Here is a 17215-nt window from a genome sequence, read left to right as displayed (position 1 = left end):
GTGAGCGGCCGCGTCCTGGTGCTGAACGGGCCGAACCTCGGCCGGCTCGGCTCCCGCGAGCCCGACGTGTACGGCGCCACCTCGTACGCCGGGCTCGTCGAGGCCTGCACCACCCTCGGCAAGGAGCTCGGCTTCGACGTCGAGGTCCGCGAGACCAACGACGAGGGCGAGCTGATCCGCTGGCTGCACGAGGCGGCCGACGGCCGGATCCCGGTCGTCATCAACCCCGGCGCGTTCACCCACTACTCGTACGGGATCCGGGACGCGGCGGCCCAGCGCACCGCTCCGCTCATCGAGGTGCACATCTCGAACCCGTACACCCGTGAGGAATTCCGCCACACCTCGGTCATCGCGGCCGTCTCCACCGGTACCGTCGCCGGCTTCGGCATCGGCTCCTACCGGCTGGCGCTGCGCGCCCTGGCGGAGGAGATCACCGGCTGACATCGCCGTCCGGGCACCTGTGCCGCTCCCCGGCCGTTCACACAAGAGCCTCCGGGGACGGTACGGTTCGGTTCGAACGGCCTGTTCCCGGCCGTCACGGAAGCAGAACCTCCGGCACGAGATGGAGTGGGACGGGATGCAGCACGCTGTGGGGGCACCGCAGCCCGGCCGGCCGGGACCTCAGCCGGCCCCCAGCACCACCGGCCACTTCCCCCTGCCTGCCGCCGGCCCGGTCCAGCTGCCCGCCGCTTCCGGCGGCTCGCCGCCGGGCGGCGGCCCGGGGCCCGTGGCGGTCCTGCTGATCGGCGCGGCCGGGGCCGGCAAGACCACCATCGCCCGGCACTGGGCGGACAACCGCGGCGTACCGACCGCCCACATCAGCCTCGACGACGTCCGCGAGTGGGTCCGCTCCGGTTTCGCGGACCCGCAGGCCGGCTGGAACGAGCACTCCGAGGCCCAGTACCGGCTGGCCCGCCGCACCTGCGGCTTCTCGGCCCGGAACTTCCTGGCCAACGGCATATCGTGCATCATCGACGACGCGGTCTTCCCGGACCGGCCGGTCGTCGGCCTCGGTGGCTGGAAGCGGCACGTCGGCCCCGGCCTGCTGCCGGTCGTCCTGCTCCCGGGCCTGGACGTGGTGTTGGCCCGCAACGCCGCGCGCAACGGGAACCGGCGGCTGTCCGACGAGGAGGTCGCCCGGATCCACGGCCGGATGGCCGGCTGGTACGGATCAGGACTGCCGATCATCGACAATTCGCAGCTCGACGTGGTCGCGGCGGCCGCGGCCCTGGACCGGGTCGTGGCCCGCAGCGTCCAGGGCCCGCCCGTCTGGTAGCCCGGCGGGCCGTCCCCGGTCGGACGCGCTCGGGCGGCCCCCCGGACGGCCCGCACGTACGCTCGCGACATGTCCGACGTGCACGCAGCCCGCAGAGAGCGCCTGCGCGACCGATGCGCGGCGTCCGGAGCGGCGGCGGCGCTGGTCTCCCGCCCCGCGAACGTCCGCTATCTGACCGGCTGCGCGCCGGCCGGCGCGGTCCTGCTGATCGGCCCCGGCGACCAGGACGCGCTGGTCCGCAGCCGCCCCGCGGTCGGGGACCTGTCCGAGGCGCAGCCGCCGGAGGACGTACGGACCGTGGTCCTGGCCCGGTCGGACGGCGATCCGGTGGTGGCCGCCGCCGGACTGGTCCTCGACCGGCGGGGCGACACGCTGGCCGTCGAGGAACACCACCTCACGGTCAGCCGGCACCGGGCGATCGGCTCGGTCGCGCCAGGCCTGCGGCTGACCGACCTCCGCGGGGCCGTGGAACAGCTGCGGGTGGTCAAGGACGAGCAGGAGATCGCCTCGATCCGGATCGCCGCCGAACTCGCCGACCAGGCGCTCGGCGAGCTGCTGGAGTCGATCCTGGTCGGCAGGACCGAGCGGCACCTCGCGCTGGAACTGGAGCGCCGGCTGGTCGACCACGGCGCGGACGGTCCGGCCTTCCCCACCTGTGTGGGCACCGGGCCGCACTCGGGGGCCGCGCGGCACGTCCCCACCGACCGGCGCGTCGAGGAGGGCGACTTCCTCACCGTCCGGCTCGGCGCCTGCTACCGCGGATACCGCTGCGAGGTCGGCCGCACCTTCGTCGTGGGGACTTCTCCCGCCGACTGGCAGATCGAGCTGTACGAGCTGGTCTTCGCCGCCCAGCGGGCCGGCCGGGAGGCGCTCGCACCCGGTGTGGCCTGCCGTGATGTGGACCACGCGGCACGCTCCGTACTGGCCGCCGCGGGCTACGGGGAGGCCCTCGGAGAGGTGACGGGACACGGCGTGGGACTCGAAATCGACGAGGACCCTCGGCTGTCACCTGCGGCCATGGGTAAACTGGACGCTTGCGTGCCGGTCACCGTCGAACCGGGGGTCCACCTTCCGGGCCGCGGCGGTGTCCGCATCGACGACACACTCGTCGTACGTCCACCGACGGACGGCGGGCCCGAGCTACTCACCATTACGACCAAGGAACTGCTCGCCCTGTAAAAGGGCGCGCCCCCTCGGTCTCCGAAGCTGCACTTTCAGGAGATTCCGCAACCGTGGCATCCACGAACGACCTCAAGAACGGCCTCGTGCTCAAGCTCGACGGCGGCCAGCTCTGGACCGTTGTCGAGTTCCAGCACGTCAAGCCCGGCAAGGGCCCCGCCTTCGTCCGCACGAAGCTCAAGCACGTGCTGTCCGGCAAGGTCGTCGACAAGACCTTCAACGCCGGCATCAAGGTCGAGACGGCCAACGTCGACAAGCGCGGTATGCAGTTCTCCTACAAGGACGGCACCGACTTCGTCTTCATGGACACCGACACCTTCGACCAGGTGTACATCACCCCCGAGGTCGTCGGCGACGCCGCCAACTACCTCCTCGAAGGCTTCGAGGCCGTCGTGGCGATGTACGAGGGCGCTCCGCTCTACATCGAGCTCCCGGCCTCCGTCGAGCTGGTCATCGAGTACACCGAGCCGGGTGTCCAGGGCGACCGGTCCACCGGTGGCTCCAAGCCGGCCCGGCTCGAGACCGGCTACGAGATCGGCGTTCCGCTCTTCATCACCACCGGTGAGAAGATCAAGGTCGACACCCGTTCGGGTGACTATCTCGGCCGGGTGAACAGCTAACGTGGCTGCTCGGAACAAGGCCCGCAAGCGTGCCTTCCAGATCCTCTTCGAAGCGGATCAGCGGGGTGTCGACCCGAAGACCGCCATGGCGGACTGGATCCGGCTCGCCCGGACCGACGACCGGCAGCCGCCGGTCACCGAGTACACCATGCAGCTGGTCGAGGGGTACGCCGCCAACGCGCCCCGCATCGACGAGCTGCTCGCGACCTACTCGGTGGGCTGGACGCTGGACCGGATGCCGGTCGTCGACCGGAACGTCCTGCGGCTCGGCACCTATGAGTTGATCTGGGAGGACGAGACCCCGGACGCGGTCGTGCTGGACGAGGCGGTCCAGCTCGCCAAGGAGTTCTCCACCGATGAGTCGCCCGCCTTCGTCAACGGGCTGCTGGCCCGTCTGAAGGACCTCAAGCCGACTCTCCGGCGATAGCGTCACCCGCACCGACCAGGCCCGGAGCAGAAGCTGAACAATCTTCTGCTTTGGGCCTGGTGCGTTTCCCGGACGGTGGCCTAGTTTCGCTGGCATGTCCGATCAGGAGACCGATCAGGAGATCATCGACCGGCTGACGGCGCTGCGGTCCCAGGACCTGCCGGTGCGCGGCGGCCGCACCATGGCGTACGTCTACGACTCCGGGCTGGACGGTCTCGACGACCTCGCGGAGCGCGCCCAGGCGGCCTTCGCCGGGGTCAACGGCCTGGACATGACGGCCTTTCCCAGCGTGGTGGCCCTGGAGAACGACATCGTCGGCCGGGCCGCCGGACTGCTCGGCGGGGACGACCGGACAGCCGGCACCTTCACCAGCGGCGGTACCGAGAGCTGTCTGCTCGCCGTGCTGACCGCCCGGAACCACGCCCGCCGCACCCGGGGCGTCACCGCCCCGGAACTCGTGCTGCCCGCCACCGCCCACGCGGCCTTCCGCAAGGCCGCCGCGCTCTTCGGCCTGACCGTCGTCACGGTCCCGGTGGACCCGGTGACGTTCCGGGCCCGCCCGGAGGCCATGGCGGCCGCCACCACCGACCGGACGGCCCTGGTGGTGGCCTCGGCACCGTCCTACGCCCACGGGGTGATCGATCCGGTCACCGAGATCGCCGCCGCGGCGGCCGGGCGCGGGGTGCTGTGCCATGTCGACGCCTGCATCGGCGGCTGGTACCTGGCGCACCTGCCCAGGACGCTGCCCCGGCCGCCCGCGTTCGACCTGGCGGTGCCGGGCGTCACGTCGCTCTCGGTGGACCTGCACAAGTACGCGTACACCCCCAAGGGCGCCTCGGTGCTGCTCCTCCGGGACGCCGAGCTGCGCCGGCACGGCTGGTTCGCGGACGCCTCATGGCCCGGCTACCCGGTGGTCAACGCGACGCTCCAGGGCACCAAGTCCGCCGGGCCGCTGGCCGCCGCCTGGGCGGTCCTGCGGCGGATCGGCCCCTCGGCCTACGCCGAGCTCTCCGGGCGCGTGCACGAGGCGGTACAGGCCCTCGTCGGGGGCATCGGCCGAATCGACGGGCTGCGGGTGCTGGGCAGCCCGCAGGCGTCGCTGGTCGCCGTGGCCTCCGACGACCCGGGGCTCGACCCCTTCGTCGTCGCCGACGAGATGCGGCTGCGCGGGTGGTTCCTGCAGCCGCAGCCCGCCTTCGGCGGCTCCCCGCCCAATCTGCATCTGACCGTCACGGCCGCGGTGGCGTCCCCCGGGCGGATCGCCCTGCTGCTGGAGGAGCTCGGCGGCGCCGTACGGCGGGCCCGTGACCTCGGCCCGGCCACCGTCGACGAAGGGCTCGCCGGGCTCGCCGCCCAGCTCGATCCCGACACGCTCGGCCCCGAGGAGGTCGCTCTGGCCCTCCAGCTCGCCGGCATTTCCGACGACGGGGCGCTCCCGGAGCGGATGGCCCCGGTGCTGGCGGTCCTGCAGGAACTGCCGCCCCGGCTGACCGAACGGCTGCTGCCGGAAGTCATCGGCCGGCTCTACCGGGCGCGGACTGGGCCGTACGAGTGACGGAGACCGCCGCGGGCCCCTTCCGGGCTCCGGGGCAAACAGAACCGCCCGGGGCGGTGTCCCTGCGGACACCGCCCCGGGCGGTACGTTTCTGCACTTGTGTTTGACAGCCGTTTTCAGCCGTCTTCGTGCTGAACCGCGCGGCGCGCGTCGGCGTCGAGGACGCCCCAGCCGATGAGCTGCTCGGTGAGGACCGACGGCGACTGGTCGTAGATCACGGCCAGCGTGCGCAGGTCGTCCTGGCGGATCGACAGCACCTTGCCGTTGTAGTCCCCGCGCTGGCTCTGGATGGTGGCGGCGTAGCGCTGCAGCGGACCGGCCTTGTCCGGCGGGACCTGGGACAGTCGCTCCAGGTCCAGGACAAGCTTCGGCGGCGGCTCGGCGGCCCCGCCCGGCGTGGTGCCGGGCAGCAGTTCCTGGACCGGCACTCCGTAGAAGTCCGCCAGCTCGGCGAGTCGCTGTACGGTCACGGCGCGGTCGCCACGCTCGTACGAGCCGACGACGACGGCCTTCCAGCGGCCCTGGGACTTCTCCTCGACGCCGTGAAGGGAGAGACCCTGCTGCGTGCGGATGGCGCGGAGCTTGGCTCCGAGCTGTTTGGCGTAATCGCTGGACATAAGGCTCCCCGGACGGAATCTCGGTGACTCACTGTGAGGTTACGCAGCGTAATTTGACTTCGTCAAGCCGAATGGTCCGGACCGGTCTCCCTGTACTGCACGAGCGTCCGATTCGTACCGGTGTGCCTATCGTGCGGGTGACCGCCCGAGAACGCGACCTGCGCGCCTGGTAACGTGAGGCTGTATCCCTGGCGTCCTTTAAGACCCGTCCTGTGAGGCGGGGAAGGAGAGCCCTTCATGGCTGAAGACCGCAGTACATCCGCACGCCCGGTGCTCGAAGCACCGGACATGGCCCGGGTCCTGACCCGCATCGCCCACGAGATCGTCGAACGCGCCAAGGGCGCCGACGACGTGGTGCTCCTCGGCATTCCCACCCGCGGTGTCTTCCTCGCCCGCAGACTGGCCGACAAGCTCGCCGACATCACCGGCCGCAAGGTCCCGGTCGGGTCGCTCGACATCACCATGTACCGCGACGACCTGCGGCTGCACCCGGCCCGCGCGCTGGCCCGCACCGACATCCCCGGTGACGGCGTCGACGGCCGGCTGGTGATCCTCGTCGACGACGTGCTCTTCTCGGGCCGCACGATCCGCGCCGCCCTCGACGCGCTCAATGACATCGGCCGGCCGCGAGCCGTACAGCTCGCCGTCCTGGTCGACCGCGGCCACCGCGAACTCCCGATCCGGGCCGACTACGTCGGCAAGAACCTCCCCACCTCGCTGCGCGAGACCGTCAAGGTCCACCTCACCGAAGAGGACGGCCGTGACACGGTCCTCCTCGGCGTGCGCGAGGGCTCCCCGGCGGACGAATAGCGCAAGCACGACCCGGACCCCTGTGTGGTCCGGGCCCACGAGCATGCCCTCCGCCGTCCCAGTACCCCCTTCGGAGTGACCCGATGAAGCGCCACCTGATCTCGGCCGCCGACCTGACCCGCGACGACGCCATCCTCGTACTCGACACCGCCGAGGAAATGGCCCGCGTGGCCGACCGGCCGATCAAGAAGCTGCCGACCCTGCGCGGCCGCACCGTCGTCAACCTCTTCTTCGAGGACTCGACCCGCACCCGCATCTCCTTCGAGGCCGCCGCCAAGCGGCTCTCCGCCGATGTCATCAACTTCTCCGCCAAGGGCTCCTCGGTCTCCAAGGGCGAGTCCCTCAAGGACACCGCGCTGACCCTGGAGGCGATGGGCGCCGACGCCGTCGTCATCCGGCACGGCTCCTCCGGAGCCCCGCACCGGCTCGCCACCTCCGGCTGGATCGGCGGCTCGGTCGTCAACGCCGGTGACGGCACCCACGAACACCCCACCCAGGCGCTGCTCGACGCCTTCACCATGCGCCGCCACCTGGCGGGCGCGAAGGACGGCGGCCCCACGTTCCACCGCGGTCCCGGTGACGGAAGCGGGCGCGATCTGGCGGGCCGCCGGATCACGATCGTCGGCGACATCCTGCACAGCCGGGTCGCCCGCTCCAACGTCCATCTGCTCAACACGCTCGGCGCCCAGGTCACCCTGGTCGCCCCGCCGACCCTGCTGCCGATCGGCGTGGACACCTGGCCCTGCGACGTCTCCTACGACCTGGACGCGGTGCTCGCCAAGTCCGACGCCGTGATGATGCTGCGGGTGCAGAGCGAACGGATGAACGCCGCGTTCTTCCCCACCGAGCGCGAGTACTCCCGCCGCTACGGCCTCGACGGCGGCCGGATGGCCGCCCTGCCGGAACACGCCATCGTCATGCACCCCGGCCCGATGAACCGCGGCATGGAGATCACCGCCGAGGTCGCCGACTCCGAGCGCTGCACCGTCGTCGAGCAGGTCGCCAACGGCGTCAGCATCCGGATGGCCGTCCTGTACCTGCTGCTCGGCGGGAACGAACCCGCCATCGCCACGGCCGCCCCCGCCGCCCGCACCGAGGAGAACCACCAGTCATGAGCAAGACCCTGATCCGAGGCGCGAAGATCCTTGGCGGCGACCCGCAGGACGTCCTGATCGACGGCGAGACGATCGCCGCCGTCGGAACCGCTCTGGAGGCCGGCGACGCCACCGTCGTCGAGGCCGACGGCATGATCCTCCTGCCGGGCCTCGTCGACCTGCACACCCATCTGCGCGAGCCGGGCCGCGAGGACTCCGAGACGGTCCTGACCGGCACCCGCGCCGCCGCCATCGGCGGCTACACCGCCGTGCACGCGATGGCCAACACCTTCCCCGTCGCGGACACCGCGGGCGTCGTCGAGCAGGTCTGGCGGCTCGGCCGCGAGTCCGGCTACTGCGACGTGCAGCCGGTCGGCGCCGTCACCGTCGGCCTGGCGGGCAAGCAGCTCGCCGAGCTCGGCGCGATGGCCGACTCCGCCGCCGGTGTGCGGGTCTTCTCCGACGACGGCAAGTGCGTCGACGACGCGGTGATCATGCGCCGCGCGCTGGAGTACGTGAAGGCCTTCGACGGTGTCGTCGCCCAGCACGCCCAGGAGCCCCGCCTCACAGAGGGCGCCCAGATGAACGAGGGCATCGTCTCCGGCGAACTGGGCCTGATCGGCTGGCCGGCCGTCGCCGAGGAGTCGATCATCGCCCGCGATGTGCTGCTCGCCGCGCACGTCGACTCCCGGGTGCACATCTGCCACCTGTCCACGGCCGGCTCCGTCGAGATCGTCCGCTGGGCCAAGTCCAAGGGCTGGAACGTGACCGCCGAGGTCACCCCGCACCACCTGCTGCTCACCGACGAGCTGGTCCGCTCGTACAACCCGGTCTACAAGGTCAACCCGCCGCTGCGCACCGAGGCCGACGTCATGGCGCTGCGCGAGGCGCTGGCCGACGGCACCATCGACTGCGTCGCCACCGACCACGCGCCGCACCCGCACGAGGACAAGGACTGCGAGTGGGCCGCGGCCGCCATGGGCATGGTGGGCCTGGAGACCGCGCTGTCCGTCGTCCAGCAGACGATGGTCGACACCGGTCTGCTCGACTGGGCCGGCGTCGCCGACCGCATGTCGGCGCGGCCCGCCGCCATCGGCCGGCTGGCAGGACACGGACGGCCGGTCGCCGCGGGCGAGCCCGCGAACCTCACTCTCGTCGATCCGGCATACCGTGGAGTGGTGAACCCCGCGGGCTTCGCCTCCCGCAGCCGCAACACCCCGTACGAGGGCCGCGAGCTGCCGGGCCGGGTGATCGCCACCTTCCTGCGGGGCAGGGCGACGGTCGTGGACGGGAAACTCGCGTGACAACTCTGACTCTTCTGCTGGCGGCGGACCAGAAGTCCCAGCAGGTCACCGACTGGTCCGCACGGATCGGCTGGATCGTCGGCCTGGGCCTGTTCGTCGCGCTCGTCTACTGGCTGATGCGCGAGGGCTGGAAGTGGCGCGGCACCCTGCAGGGCGGCCTGCCCGAGCTGCCCACCGCCCCCGAGGACGGCGCCGAACCGCTGCTGACCCTCGAGGGCCGCTACCACGGCAGCACCACCGCGGGTCAGTGGCTTGACCGCATCGTCGCCCACGGTCTCGGGGTGCGCAGCATGGTCGTGCTCACTCTGACGGAGCAGGGCCTGCGCGCGGAACGGACCGGCGCGCCGGACTTCTTCGTCCCCACCGCCGCACTGCGCGGCGCCCGGCTCGACAAGGGCATCGCCGGCAAGGTCCTCACCGAGGGCGGCCTGCTGGTGATCACCTGGGAGCACGGCGGCCGGCTCATCGACTCGGGCTTCCGCTCCGAGCACGCGGCCGAGCACGCCGGCTGGGTCGACGCGGTCGACTCCATGGCATCAACATCCGGGGCCGCGGCATCCGCAGCGGACGCCCCCGAACCCGACCAGCACCCCGGCGACAGTGCCGTCGCCGCCCCGCTCCACCAGGAAGGCCCACGATGACGACCTCCACTCAGCGGGCAGACAGGACCCCCGCCGTACTCGTCCTGGAAGACGGCCGGATCTTCCGCGGCCGTGCTTACGGCGCGGTGGGGGAGACCTTCGGCGAGGCCGTCTTCTCCACCGGCATGTCCGGTTACCAGGAGACGCTGACCGACCCGTCGTACCACCGCCAGGTGGTCGTCATGACGGCCCCGCACATCGGCAACACCGGCGTCAACGACGAGGACCCGGAGTCCTCCCGCATCTGGGTCGCCGGCTATGTGGTCCGCGACCCCGCCCGGGTCTCCTCCAACTGGCGCGCCCGCCGCACCCTCGACGAGGAACTCGTCAACCAGGGCGTCGTCGGCATCAGCGGCATCGACACCCGCGCCCTCACCCGCCATCTGCGCGAGCGCGGCGCCATGCGGGTCGGCATCTTCTCCGGTGCCGGCATCGGCACCGACGCGGACCTGCTCGCCAAGGTCCTCCAGGCGCCCGAGATGAAGGGCGCCGACCTGTCGGCCGAGGTGGCGACCAAGGAGTCGTACATCGTCCCGGCGATCGGCACCAAGCGCTTCACCGTGGCCGCGATCGACCTCGGCATCAAGGCGATGACGCCGCAGCGGATGGCCGAGCGCGGCATCGAGGTCCATGTGCTGCCCGCCACCGCGACCGTCGAGGACGTGTACGCCGTCGCGCCCGACGGGGTGTTCTTCTCCAACGGCCCCGGCGACCCGGCCACCGCCGACCACCCGGTCGCGGTGATGCGCGGTGTGCTGGAGCGGAAGACCCCGCTCTTCGGCATCTGCTTCGGCAACCAGATCCTGGGCCGCGCGCTCGGGTTCGGCACCTACAAGCTCAAGTACGGCCACCGCGGCATCAACCAGCCGGTCCAGGACCGCACCACCGGCAAGGTCGAGGTCACCGCGCACAACCACGGCTTCGCCGTCGACGCGCCGCTCGACACGGTCTCCGACACGCCCTACGGCCGGGCCGAGGTCAGCCACGTCTGCCTGAACGACAACGTGGTCGAGGGACTCCACCTCCTCGACCAGCCGGCGTTCAGCGTCCAGTACCACCCCGAAGCAGCCGCCGGCCCGCACGACGCCGCGTACCTGTTCGACCGCTTCGTATCTCTGATGGAGGGCCAGCGTGCCTAAGCGCACCGATATCCAGTCCGTCCTGGTCATCGGCTCCGGCCCGATCGTCATCGGCCAGGCAGCGGAGTTCGACTACTCCGGTACCCAGGCCTGCCGGGTGCTGAAGTCCGAGGGCCTGCGGGTCATCCTCGTGAACTCCAACCCGGCCACGATCATGACCGACCCCGAGATCGCCGACGCCACCTACGTCGAGCCGATCACGCCGGAGTACGTCGAGAAGATCATCGCCAAGGAGCGCCCCGACGCGCTCCTGCCCACCCTCGGCGGCCAGACCGCGCTCAACACGGCGATCTCGCTGCACGACAACGGCGTCCTGGACAAGTACAACGTCGAGCTGATCGGCGCCAACGTCGAGGCGATCAACAAGGGCGAGGACCGCCAGCTCTTCAAGGGCGTCGTCGAGGCCGTCAACGCCAAGATCGGCTACGGCGAGTCCGCCCGCTCCGTCATCTGCCACTCGATGGACGACGTCATCTCGGGGGTGGACACCCTCGGCGGCTACCCCGTCGTCGTCCGCCCGTCCTTCACCATGGGCGGCGCCGGCTCCGGCTTCGCCCACGACGAGGAAGAACTGCGCCGTATCGCCGGCCAGGGCCTCACGCTCTCGCCGACCACCGAGGTGCTCCTGGAGGAGTCCATCCTCGGCTGGAAGGAGTACGAGCTGGAGCTGATGCGCGACCGCAACGACAACGTCGTGGTCGTCTGCTCCATCGAGAACTTCGACCCGATGGGCGTCCACACCGGCGACTCCATCACCGTCGCCCCGGCGCTGACGCTGACCGACCGCGAGTACCAGAACCTGCGGGACGTCGGTATCGCGATCATCCGCGAGGTCGGCGTCGACACCGGCGGCTGCAACATCCAGTTCGCGATCAACCCCGAAGACGGCCGCGTCATCGTCATCGAGATGAACCCGCGGGTCTCGCGCTCCTCGGCGCTCGCCTCCAAGGCCACCGGCTTCCCGATCGCCAAGATCGCCGCCCGGCTCGCCGTCGGCTACACGCTCGACGAGATCCCGAACGACATCACCGAGAAGACCCCGGCGTCCTTCGAGCCGACGCTCGACTACGTCGTCGTCAAGGTGCCGCGCTTCGCCTTCGAGAAGTTCCCGGCGGCCGACGCGACCCTCACCACCACCATGAAGTCGGTCGGCGAGGCCATGGCGATGGGCCGCAACTTCACCGAGGCGCTGCAGAAGGCGCTGCGCTCGCTGGAGAAGAAGGGCAGCCAGTTCACCTTCGTCGGCGAGCCCGGCCACAAGGACGCGCTGCTGGCCACGGCGGCGGTGCCGACCGACGGCCGGATCAACACCGTCATGCAGGCGATCCGCGCCGGCGCCACGCCGGAGGAGATCTTCGACGCGACGCGGATCGACCCGTGGTTCACCGACCAGCTCTTCCTGATCAAGGAGGTCGCCGACGATCTGGCGGCCGCCGACAAGCTCGGCCCCGAGCTGCTCGCCGACGCCAAGCGGCACGGGTTCTCCGACATTCAGATCGGTGAGATCCGGGGACTGCGCGAGGACGTCGTGCGCGAGGTCCGGCACGCGCTGGGGGTGCGCCCGGTCTACAAGACGGTCGACACCTGCGCCGCCGAGTTCGCCGCCAAGACCCCGTACTTCTACTCGTCCTACGACGAGGAGTCCGAGGTCGCGCCGCGCGAGAAGCCCGCCGTGATCATCCTCGGCTCGGGCCCCAACCGCATCGGCCAGGGCATCGAGTTCGACTACTCCTGCGTCCACGCCTCGTTCGCGCTGCACGACGCGGGCTACGAGACCGTGATGGTCAACTGCAACCCCGAGACCGTCTCGACGGACTACGACACCTCCGACCGCCTGTACTTCGAGCCGCTGACGCTCGAGGACGTGCTGGAGATCGTGCACGCCGAGTCGCTGGCCGGCCCGATCGCGGGCGTCATCGTCCAGCTCGGCGGCCAGACCCCACTCGGCCTGGCGCAGGCCCTCAAGGACAACGGGGTGCCGATCGTCGGCACCTCGCCCGAGGCCATCCACCTCGCCGAGGACCGCGGCGCCTTCGGCCGCGTCCTGGCCGAGGCCGGACTGCCCGCCCCCAAGCACGGCACCGCGACCACCTTCGACGAGGCCAAGGCCATCGCCGACGAGATCGGTTACCCGGTCCTGGTCCGCCCGTCGTACGTGCTCGGCGGCCGCGGTATGGAGATCGTCTACGAGGAGGCCCGGCTCTCCTCGTACATCGCCGAGTCCACCGAGATCAGCCCGACCCGCCCGGTCCTGGTCGACCGGTTCCTCGACGACGCCATCGAGATCGACGTCGACGCGCTCTACGACGGCACCGAGCTCTACCTCGGCGGCGTCATGGAGCACATCGAGGAGGCCGGTATCCACTCCGGCGACTCCGCCTGCGCACTGCCCCCGATGACCCTCGGCGGCTACGACATCAAGCGGCTGCGCGCCTCCACCGAGGCCATCGCCAAGGGTGTCGGCGTCCAGGGTCTGATCAACATCCAGTTCGCGCTGGCCGGGGACATCCTCTATGTCCTCGAGGCCAACCCGCGCGCCTCGCGCACTGTCCCCTTCACCTCGAAGGCGACCGCGGTGCCGCTGGCCAAGGCCGCCGCCCGGATCTCGCTCGGTGCGACCGTCGCCGAACTGCGGGCCGAGGGCATGCTCCCGAAGACCGGCGACGGCGGCACCCTGCCGCTGGACGCGCCGATCTCCGTCAAGGAGGCCGTCATGCCGTGGAGCCGCTTCCGCGACATCCACGGCCGCGGCGTCGACACCGTGCTGGGCCCGGAGATGCGCTCCACGGGCGAGGTCATGGGCATCGACTCCGTCTTCGGCACCGCCTACGCCAAGTCCCAGGCCGGCGCGTACGGCGCGCTGCCCACCAAGGGCACCGCGTTCATCTCGGTGGCCAACCGCGACAAGCGCAACCTGGTCTTCCCGGCCCGCGCGCTCGCCGACCACGGCTTCGAACTGCTCGCCACCTCCGGCACCGCCGAGGTGCTGCGCCGTAACGGCATCCACGCCACCATCGTGCGCAAGCAGAGCGAGGGCACCGGCCCGGACGGTGAGCCGACCGTGGTGCAGCTGATCCACGACGGCAAGATCGACCTGATCGTCAACACCCCGTTCGGCACCGGCGGCCGCCTCGACGGCTACGACATCAGGACCGCCGCGGTCTCCCGCGGTGTCCCGTGCCTGACCACGGTGCAGGCGCTCGCCGCCGCCGTGCAGGGCATCGACGCGCTCAACCGCGGTGACATCGGGGTCAGATCGCTGCAGGAACACGCGGAACGGCTGAACGCCGCCCGCGAGGGATAGCGCCAGGAGGGGGACACCGACCGGTGTCCCCCTCGCCATGTGACCGCCGCCCCGCAGAATCCCGTAGAAGGCTCCGCATGTATCCCCTCCTCTTCCGACTGCTCTTCCGGCGCATGGACCCCGAGCGGGCGCACCACCTGGCGTTCGCCTGGATCCGGTTCGCCGCCCGCGTCCCGGTCCTGCGTACCCTCGTGGCGGCCGTGCTCGCGCCCCGCCACAAGGCGCTGCGCACCGAGGCGCTGGGCCTGCGCATGCACGGCCCGTTCGGCCTCGCGGCCGGCTTCGACAAGAACGCCGTCGCGATCGACGGCATGGCGATGCTCGGCTTCGACCACATCGAGATCGGCACCGTCACCGGGCAGCCGCAGTCCGGCAACCCGAAGAAACGGCTCTTCCGCCTCGTCCAGGACCGGGCGCTGATCAACCGCATGGGCTTCAACAACGAGGGCTCCGCCGCGGTCGCCGCCCGGCTGGCGGCCCGTAACCCGGTCTTCCGGACGACGGTCGGCGTCAACATCGGCAAGACCAAGGTGGTCCCCGAGAACGAGGCCACCGGGGACTACGTGACGTCCACCGAGCGGCTCGCGGCCCACGCGGACTACCTCGTCGTCAACGTCTCGTCGCCGAACACCCCGGGCCTGCGCAATCTGCAGGCCGTCGACCAGCTGCGCCCGCTGCTGACCGCGGTGCGCGAGGCCGCCGACCGCACGGTCACCACCCGCCGGGTACCGCTGCTGGTGAAGATCGCCCCCGACCTGGCCGACGACGACATCGACGCGGTCGCCGACCTCGCCGTCGAACTCGGTCTGGACGGCATCATCGCCACCAACACCACGATCGCCCGCGACGGCCTGGGGCTGACCTCGGACCCGGCGCTGGTCCAGGAGACCGGCGGGCTGTCCGGCGCTCCGCTGCGATCCCGCTCACTGGAGGTGCTGAGCCGGCTGTACGCCCGGGTCGGCGACCGGATCACCCTGGTCGGGGTCGGCGGCGTCACGACCGCCGACGACGTCTGGGAGCGCATCCTGGCCGGCGCCACCCTGGTCCAGGGGTACAGCGCCTTCATCTACGAGGGCCCGTTCTGGTGCCGCGCCCTCCACAAGGGCCTCGCGGCCCGGCTGGCCGCGAGCCCGTACGCCACCCTCGCCGACGCGGTCGGCGCCGAACACCGGAAGGTGAGCTCATGAGCGTGGAGAACCTGGAACCCTTCGGCGCGCGGCTGCGGCACGCGATGGACACCCGCGGTCAGCTCTGCGTCGGCATCGACCCGCACGCGGCGCTGCTGACCTCCTGGGGCCTCAACGACGACGTGGCCGGTCTGGAGCGCTTCACCCGCACCGTGGTCGAGGCCCTCGCCGACCGGGTCGCCGTCCTCAAGCCGCAGAGCGCGTTCTTCGAGCGCTTCGGCTCGAAGGGCATCGCCGTGCTGGAGCGGGCCGTCGCCGACGCCCGCGCCGCCGGCGCGCTGGTGCTGATGGACGCCAAGCGCGGTGACATCGGCTCCACCATGGCCGCCTACGCCGCCACGTTCCTCGACAAGGACTCCCCGCTCTTCTCCGACGCGGTCACCGTCAGCCCGTACCTCGGCTTCGGCTCGCTGCGCCCCGCGCTGGACGCGGCGCGGATCTCCGGCGCCGGGGTCTTCGTCCTCGCTCTGACCTCCAACCCGGAGGGCGCCGAGGTCCAGCGGGCCACGGCGGCGAACGGTAAGTCGCTCGCCCAGGTGATGCTCGACCACATCGCGGCGGAGAACGCCGGCGAGCGGCCGCTCGGATCCGTCGGCGCCGTGGTCGGTGCCACCCTCGGCGAGGCCGGCGCGGACCTGGACGTCAACGGGCCGCTGCTGGCCCCCGGTATCGGCGCCCAGGGCGCGACGCCCGCCGGTCTTCCCGGGCTCTTCGGGTCCGCGGTCGGCAACGTCCTCCCGAGCGTGAGCCGCGATGTGCTGCGGCACGGCCCCGACGCGGCCGGACTGCGGGACGCCGCGGCCCGGTTCTCCGACGAGGTCCGTGCCGCCCTGGCGGGCTGAGCGGCAACCGGCGCCCTTCAGGACCCCTGTCGGGAGCCGCGACAGCGTCAACCGGTGCCGATATGTCCTAAAAATCCCAGCGGATCGAGTCTGACCAGGACTTTTCGTCTGTTCTCGCTGACTTGAGCCGCCGTGACCGCTAGTCTCCGACGAGAGCGAGCACGCAAGTGCTTCGTTCGTTGCCCTGCAGGTGAGGGCGACTAGGTTCCACAACCGGTCCGTATCCGACAGTTCGATATCCGAGGTGACGTAGGCGTGGCTCTTCCGCCCCTTACCCCTGAACAGCGCGCTGCCGCGCTCGAGAAGGCCGCTGCGGCTCGCCGGGAGCGCGCCGAGGTCAAGAATCGGCTCAAGCACTCCGGCGCTTCGCTGCACGAGGTCATCAAGTCGGGCCGAGAGAACGATGTCATCGGCAAGATGAAGGTCTCGGCCCTCCTTGAGTCCCTGCCCGGTGTGGGCAAGGTCCGCGCCAAGCAGATCATGGAGCGGCTCGGCATCTCCGAAAGCCGCCGGGTGCGGGGTCTCGGCTCCAACCAGATCGCATCTTTGGAGCGTGAGTTCGGCGGCGGCGCCGCCTGACGGTCCCCAGCACCTCCGGGAACCGGGATAATCGCTTCATGGCTGCAACATCCCGGGGGACGTCCCCCGTGCCCCCGGACGTACGTCCGCGGCTGACCGTGCTCTCCGGCCCCTCCGGGGTCGGCAAGAGCACGGTCGTCGCTCATATGCGCAAGGTCCACCCCGAGGTATGGCTCTCGGTGTCGGCCACCACTCGTCGGCCACGGCCGGGCGAGCAGCACGGAGTGCACTACTTCTTCGTGGACAACGACGAGTTCGACAAGCTCGTCGCCAACGGTGAACTGCTGGAGTGGGCCGAGTTCGCGGGCAACCGCTACGGCACCCCGCGCAAGGCGGTCCTGGACCGGCTCGACGCGGGCGAACCCGTGCTGCTGGAGATCGATCTGCAGGGTGCCCGGCTGGTCCGCCAGTCGATGCCCGAGGCGCAGCTCGTCTTCCTGGCCCCTCCGAGCTGGGACGAGCTGGTCCGCCGGCTCACCGGGCGGGGCACCGAATCGCCCGAGGTGATCGAGCGGCGGCTGGCCGCGGCCAAGGTCGAACTGGCTGCCGAATCCGAGTTCGACATCACCCTTGTCAATACCTCCGTCGAGGATGTAGCACGTGAGCTGCTAGCCTTGATGAGAGTTGTATGATCCACTTCC

Annotated in this window: 17 protein-coding genes; 16 read left to right on the top strand and 1 reads right to left on the bottom strand. The window is 71.0% G+C overall.

Features of this window, described 5'->3' with window-relative positions:
• The 6 genes from aroQ to C8250_RS11020 all read left to right on the top strand — a co-directional run bounded on the left by aroQ (nucleotide 1) and on the right by C8250_RS11020 (nucleotide 5057).
• On the top strand, nucleotides 1-441 hold the full coding sequence (gene aroQ / locus C8250_RS11045; RefSeq protein ID WP_138352722.1) for a type II 3-dehydroquinate dehydratase: 441 nt from the start codon (nucleotides 1-3) through the stop codon (nucleotides 439-441).
• A 136-nt stretch (nucleotides 442-577) separates the two neighbouring features.
• Nucleotides 578-1276, top strand: coding sequence for an AAA family ATPase (locus tag C8250_RS11040; RefSeq protein WP_138352607.1), 699 nt, complete (start codon nucleotides 578-580; stop codon nucleotides 1274-1276).
• 69 nt (nucleotides 1277-1345) lie between these two features.
• Entirely contained in the window at nucleotides 1346-2455 is a 1110-nt protein-coding gene (locus C8250_RS11035; protein WP_138352606.1) for an aminopeptidase P family protein, read from the top strand.
• Between the two features lie 53 nt (nucleotides 2456-2508).
• Nucleotides 2509-3075, top strand: coding sequence for an elongation factor P (efp, locus tag C8250_RS11030; RefSeq protein ID WP_138352605.1), 567 nt, complete (start codon nucleotides 2509-2511; stop codon nucleotides 3073-3075).
• Nucleotide 3076: 1 nt separating this feature from the next.
• Nucleotides 3077-3502 carry a transcription antitermination factor NusB gene (nusB, locus tag C8250_RS11025; RefSeq protein WP_138352604.1) on the top strand — a complete coding sequence of 142 codons (426 nt, stop codon included), beginning with the start codon at nucleotides 3077-3079 and terminating at the stop codon, nucleotides 3500-3502.
• 94 nt (nucleotides 3503-3596) lie between these two features.
• Complete coding sequence (locus C8250_RS11020) at nucleotides 3597-5057, top strand: aminotransferase class V-fold PLP-dependent enzyme (RefSeq protein ID WP_138352603.1); 1461 nt, start codon at nucleotides 3597-3599, stop codon at nucleotides 5055-5057.
• A gap of 116 nt (nucleotides 5058-5173) precedes the next feature.
• Here C8250_RS11020 and bldD read toward each other — a convergent pair whose 3' ends face one another.
• On the bottom strand, nucleotides 5174-5674 hold the full coding sequence (bldD, locus tag C8250_RS11015; RefSeq protein WP_138352602.1) for a transcriptional regulator BldD: 501 nt from the start codon (nucleotides 5672-5674) through the stop codon (nucleotides 5174-5176).
• Between the two features lie 237 nt (nucleotides 5675-5911).
• Between bldD and pyrR the strand changes: the two genes are divergently transcribed.
• From pyrR to gmk, 10 genes are all read left to right on the top strand, one after another.
• Complete coding sequence (gene pyrR, locus C8250_RS11010) at nucleotides 5912-6484, top strand: bifunctional pyr operon transcriptional regulator/uracil phosphoribosyltransferase PyrR (protein ID WP_138352601.1); 573 nt, start codon at nucleotides 5912-5914, stop codon at nucleotides 6482-6484.
• 83 nt (nucleotides 6485-6567) lie between these two features.
• The gene (locus C8250_RS11005) at nucleotides 6568-7599 is read left to right on the top strand and encodes an aspartate carbamoyltransferase catalytic subunit (protein ID WP_138352600.1); all 1032 of its coding nucleotides are present in this window, start codon (nucleotides 6568-6570) and stop codon (nucleotides 7597-7599) included.
• Nucleotides 7596-8882, top strand: coding sequence for a dihydroorotase (locus tag C8250_RS11000; protein WP_138352599.1), 1287 nt, complete (start codon nucleotides 7596-7598; stop codon nucleotides 8880-8882). Before C8250_RS11005 ends, C8250_RS11000 begins: the two co-directional genes overlap by 4 nt.
• Nucleotides 8879-9523: a hypothetical protein gene (locus tag C8250_RS10995; protein WP_244809091.1), complete on the top strand. Its 645-nt coding sequence runs from the start codon at nucleotides 8879-8881 to the stop codon at nucleotides 9521-9523. Before C8250_RS11000 ends, C8250_RS10995 begins: the two co-directional genes overlap by 4 nt.
• On the top strand, nucleotides 9520-10662 hold the full coding sequence (gene carA, locus C8250_RS10990) for a glutamine-hydrolyzing carbamoyl-phosphate synthase small subunit (RefSeq protein ID WP_138352598.1): 1143 nt from the start codon (nucleotides 9520-9522) through the stop codon (nucleotides 10660-10662). Before C8250_RS10995 ends, carA begins: the two co-directional genes overlap by 4 nt.
• Nucleotides 10655-13966 carry a carbamoyl-phosphate synthase large subunit gene (gene carB / locus C8250_RS10985; protein ID WP_138352597.1) on the top strand — a complete coding sequence of 1104 codons (3312 nt, stop codon included), beginning with the start codon at nucleotides 10655-10657 and terminating at the stop codon, nucleotides 13964-13966. The genes carA and carB overlap by 8 nt, the downstream gene beginning before the upstream one ends.
• Before the next feature lie 77 nt (nucleotides 13967-14043).
• On the top strand, nucleotides 14044-15153 hold the full coding sequence (locus C8250_RS10980; protein WP_138352596.1) for a quinone-dependent dihydroorotate dehydrogenase: 1110 nt from the start codon (nucleotides 14044-14046) through the stop codon (nucleotides 15151-15153).
• Nucleotides 15150-15995, top strand: a complete 846-nt coding sequence (gene pyrF, locus C8250_RS10975) for an orotidine-5'-phosphate decarboxylase (protein WP_138352595.1) — start codon at nucleotides 15150-15152, stop codon at nucleotides 15993-15995. The genes C8250_RS10980 and pyrF overlap by 4 nt, the downstream gene beginning before the upstream one ends.
• Before the next feature lie 255 nt (nucleotides 15996-16250).
• The gene (locus C8250_RS10970; protein ID WP_138352594.1) at nucleotides 16251-16574 is read left to right on the top strand and encodes an integration host factor; all 324 of its coding nucleotides are present in this window, start codon (nucleotides 16251-16253) and stop codon (nucleotides 16572-16574) included.
• A gap of 38 nt (nucleotides 16575-16612) precedes the next feature.
• Nucleotides 16613-17206, top strand: a complete 594-nt coding sequence (gene gmk, locus C8250_RS10965) for a guanylate kinase (RefSeq protein ID WP_138352593.1) — start codon at nucleotides 16613-16615, stop codon at nucleotides 17204-17206.
• The last annotated feature ends 9 nt before the right edge of the window (nucleotides 17207-17215 follow it).

This window comes from Streptomyces sp. So13.3 (assembly GCF_005860785.2).
GTDB lineage: Bacteria > Actinomycetota > Actinomycetes > Streptomycetales > Streptomycetaceae > Actinacidiphila > Actinacidiphila fildesensis.
The sequence above is the reverse complement of the archived record's forward strand: the minus strand, read 5'-3'. Positions and strand labels throughout refer to the sequence as shown.

Excerpts from the sequence above, each read along its gene's own strand:
- pyrR (WP_138352601.1), top strand. The coding sequence starts at position 5,912 with ATGGCTGAAGACCGCAGTACATCCGCACGCCCGGTGCTCGAAGCACCG.
- C8250_RS11040 (WP_138352607.1), top strand. The coding sequence starts at position 578 with ATGCAGCACGCTGTGGGGGCACCGCAGCCCGGCCGGCCGGGACCTCAG.
- pyrF (WP_138352595.1), top strand. The coding sequence starts at position 15,150 with ATGAGCGTGGAGAACCTGGAACCCTTCGGCGCGCGGCTGCGGCACGCG.
- C8250_RS11020 (WP_138352603.1), top strand. The coding sequence starts at position 3,597 with ATGTCCGATCAGGAGACCGATCAGGAGATCATCGACCGGCTGACGGCG.
- C8250_RS11000 (WP_138352599.1), top strand. The coding sequence starts at position 7,596 with ATGAGCAAGACCCTGATCCGAGGCGCGAAGATCCTTGGCGGCGACCCG.
- gmk (WP_138352593.1), top strand. The coding sequence starts at position 16,613 with ATGGCTGCAACATCCCGGGGGACGTCCCCCGTGCCCCCGGACGTACGT.
- C8250_RS11035 (WP_138352606.1), top strand. The coding sequence starts at position 1,346 with ATGTCCGACGTGCACGCAGCCCGCAGAGAGCGCCTGCGCGACCGATGC.
- carA (WP_138352598.1), top strand. The coding sequence starts at position 9,520 with ATGACGACCTCCACTCAGCGGGCAGACAGGACCCCCGCCGTACTCGTC.
- bldD (WP_138352602.1), bottom strand. The coding sequence starts at position 5,674 with ATGTCCAGCGATTACGCCAAACAGCTCGGAGCCAAGCTCCGCGCCATC.
- C8250_RS11005 (WP_138352600.1), top strand. The coding sequence starts at position 6,568 with ATGAAGCGCCACCTGATCTCGGCCGCCGACCTGACCCGCGACGACGCC.
- C8250_RS10980 (WP_138352596.1), top strand. The coding sequence starts at position 14,044 with ATGTATCCCCTCCTCTTCCGACTGCTCTTCCGGCGCATGGACCCCGAG.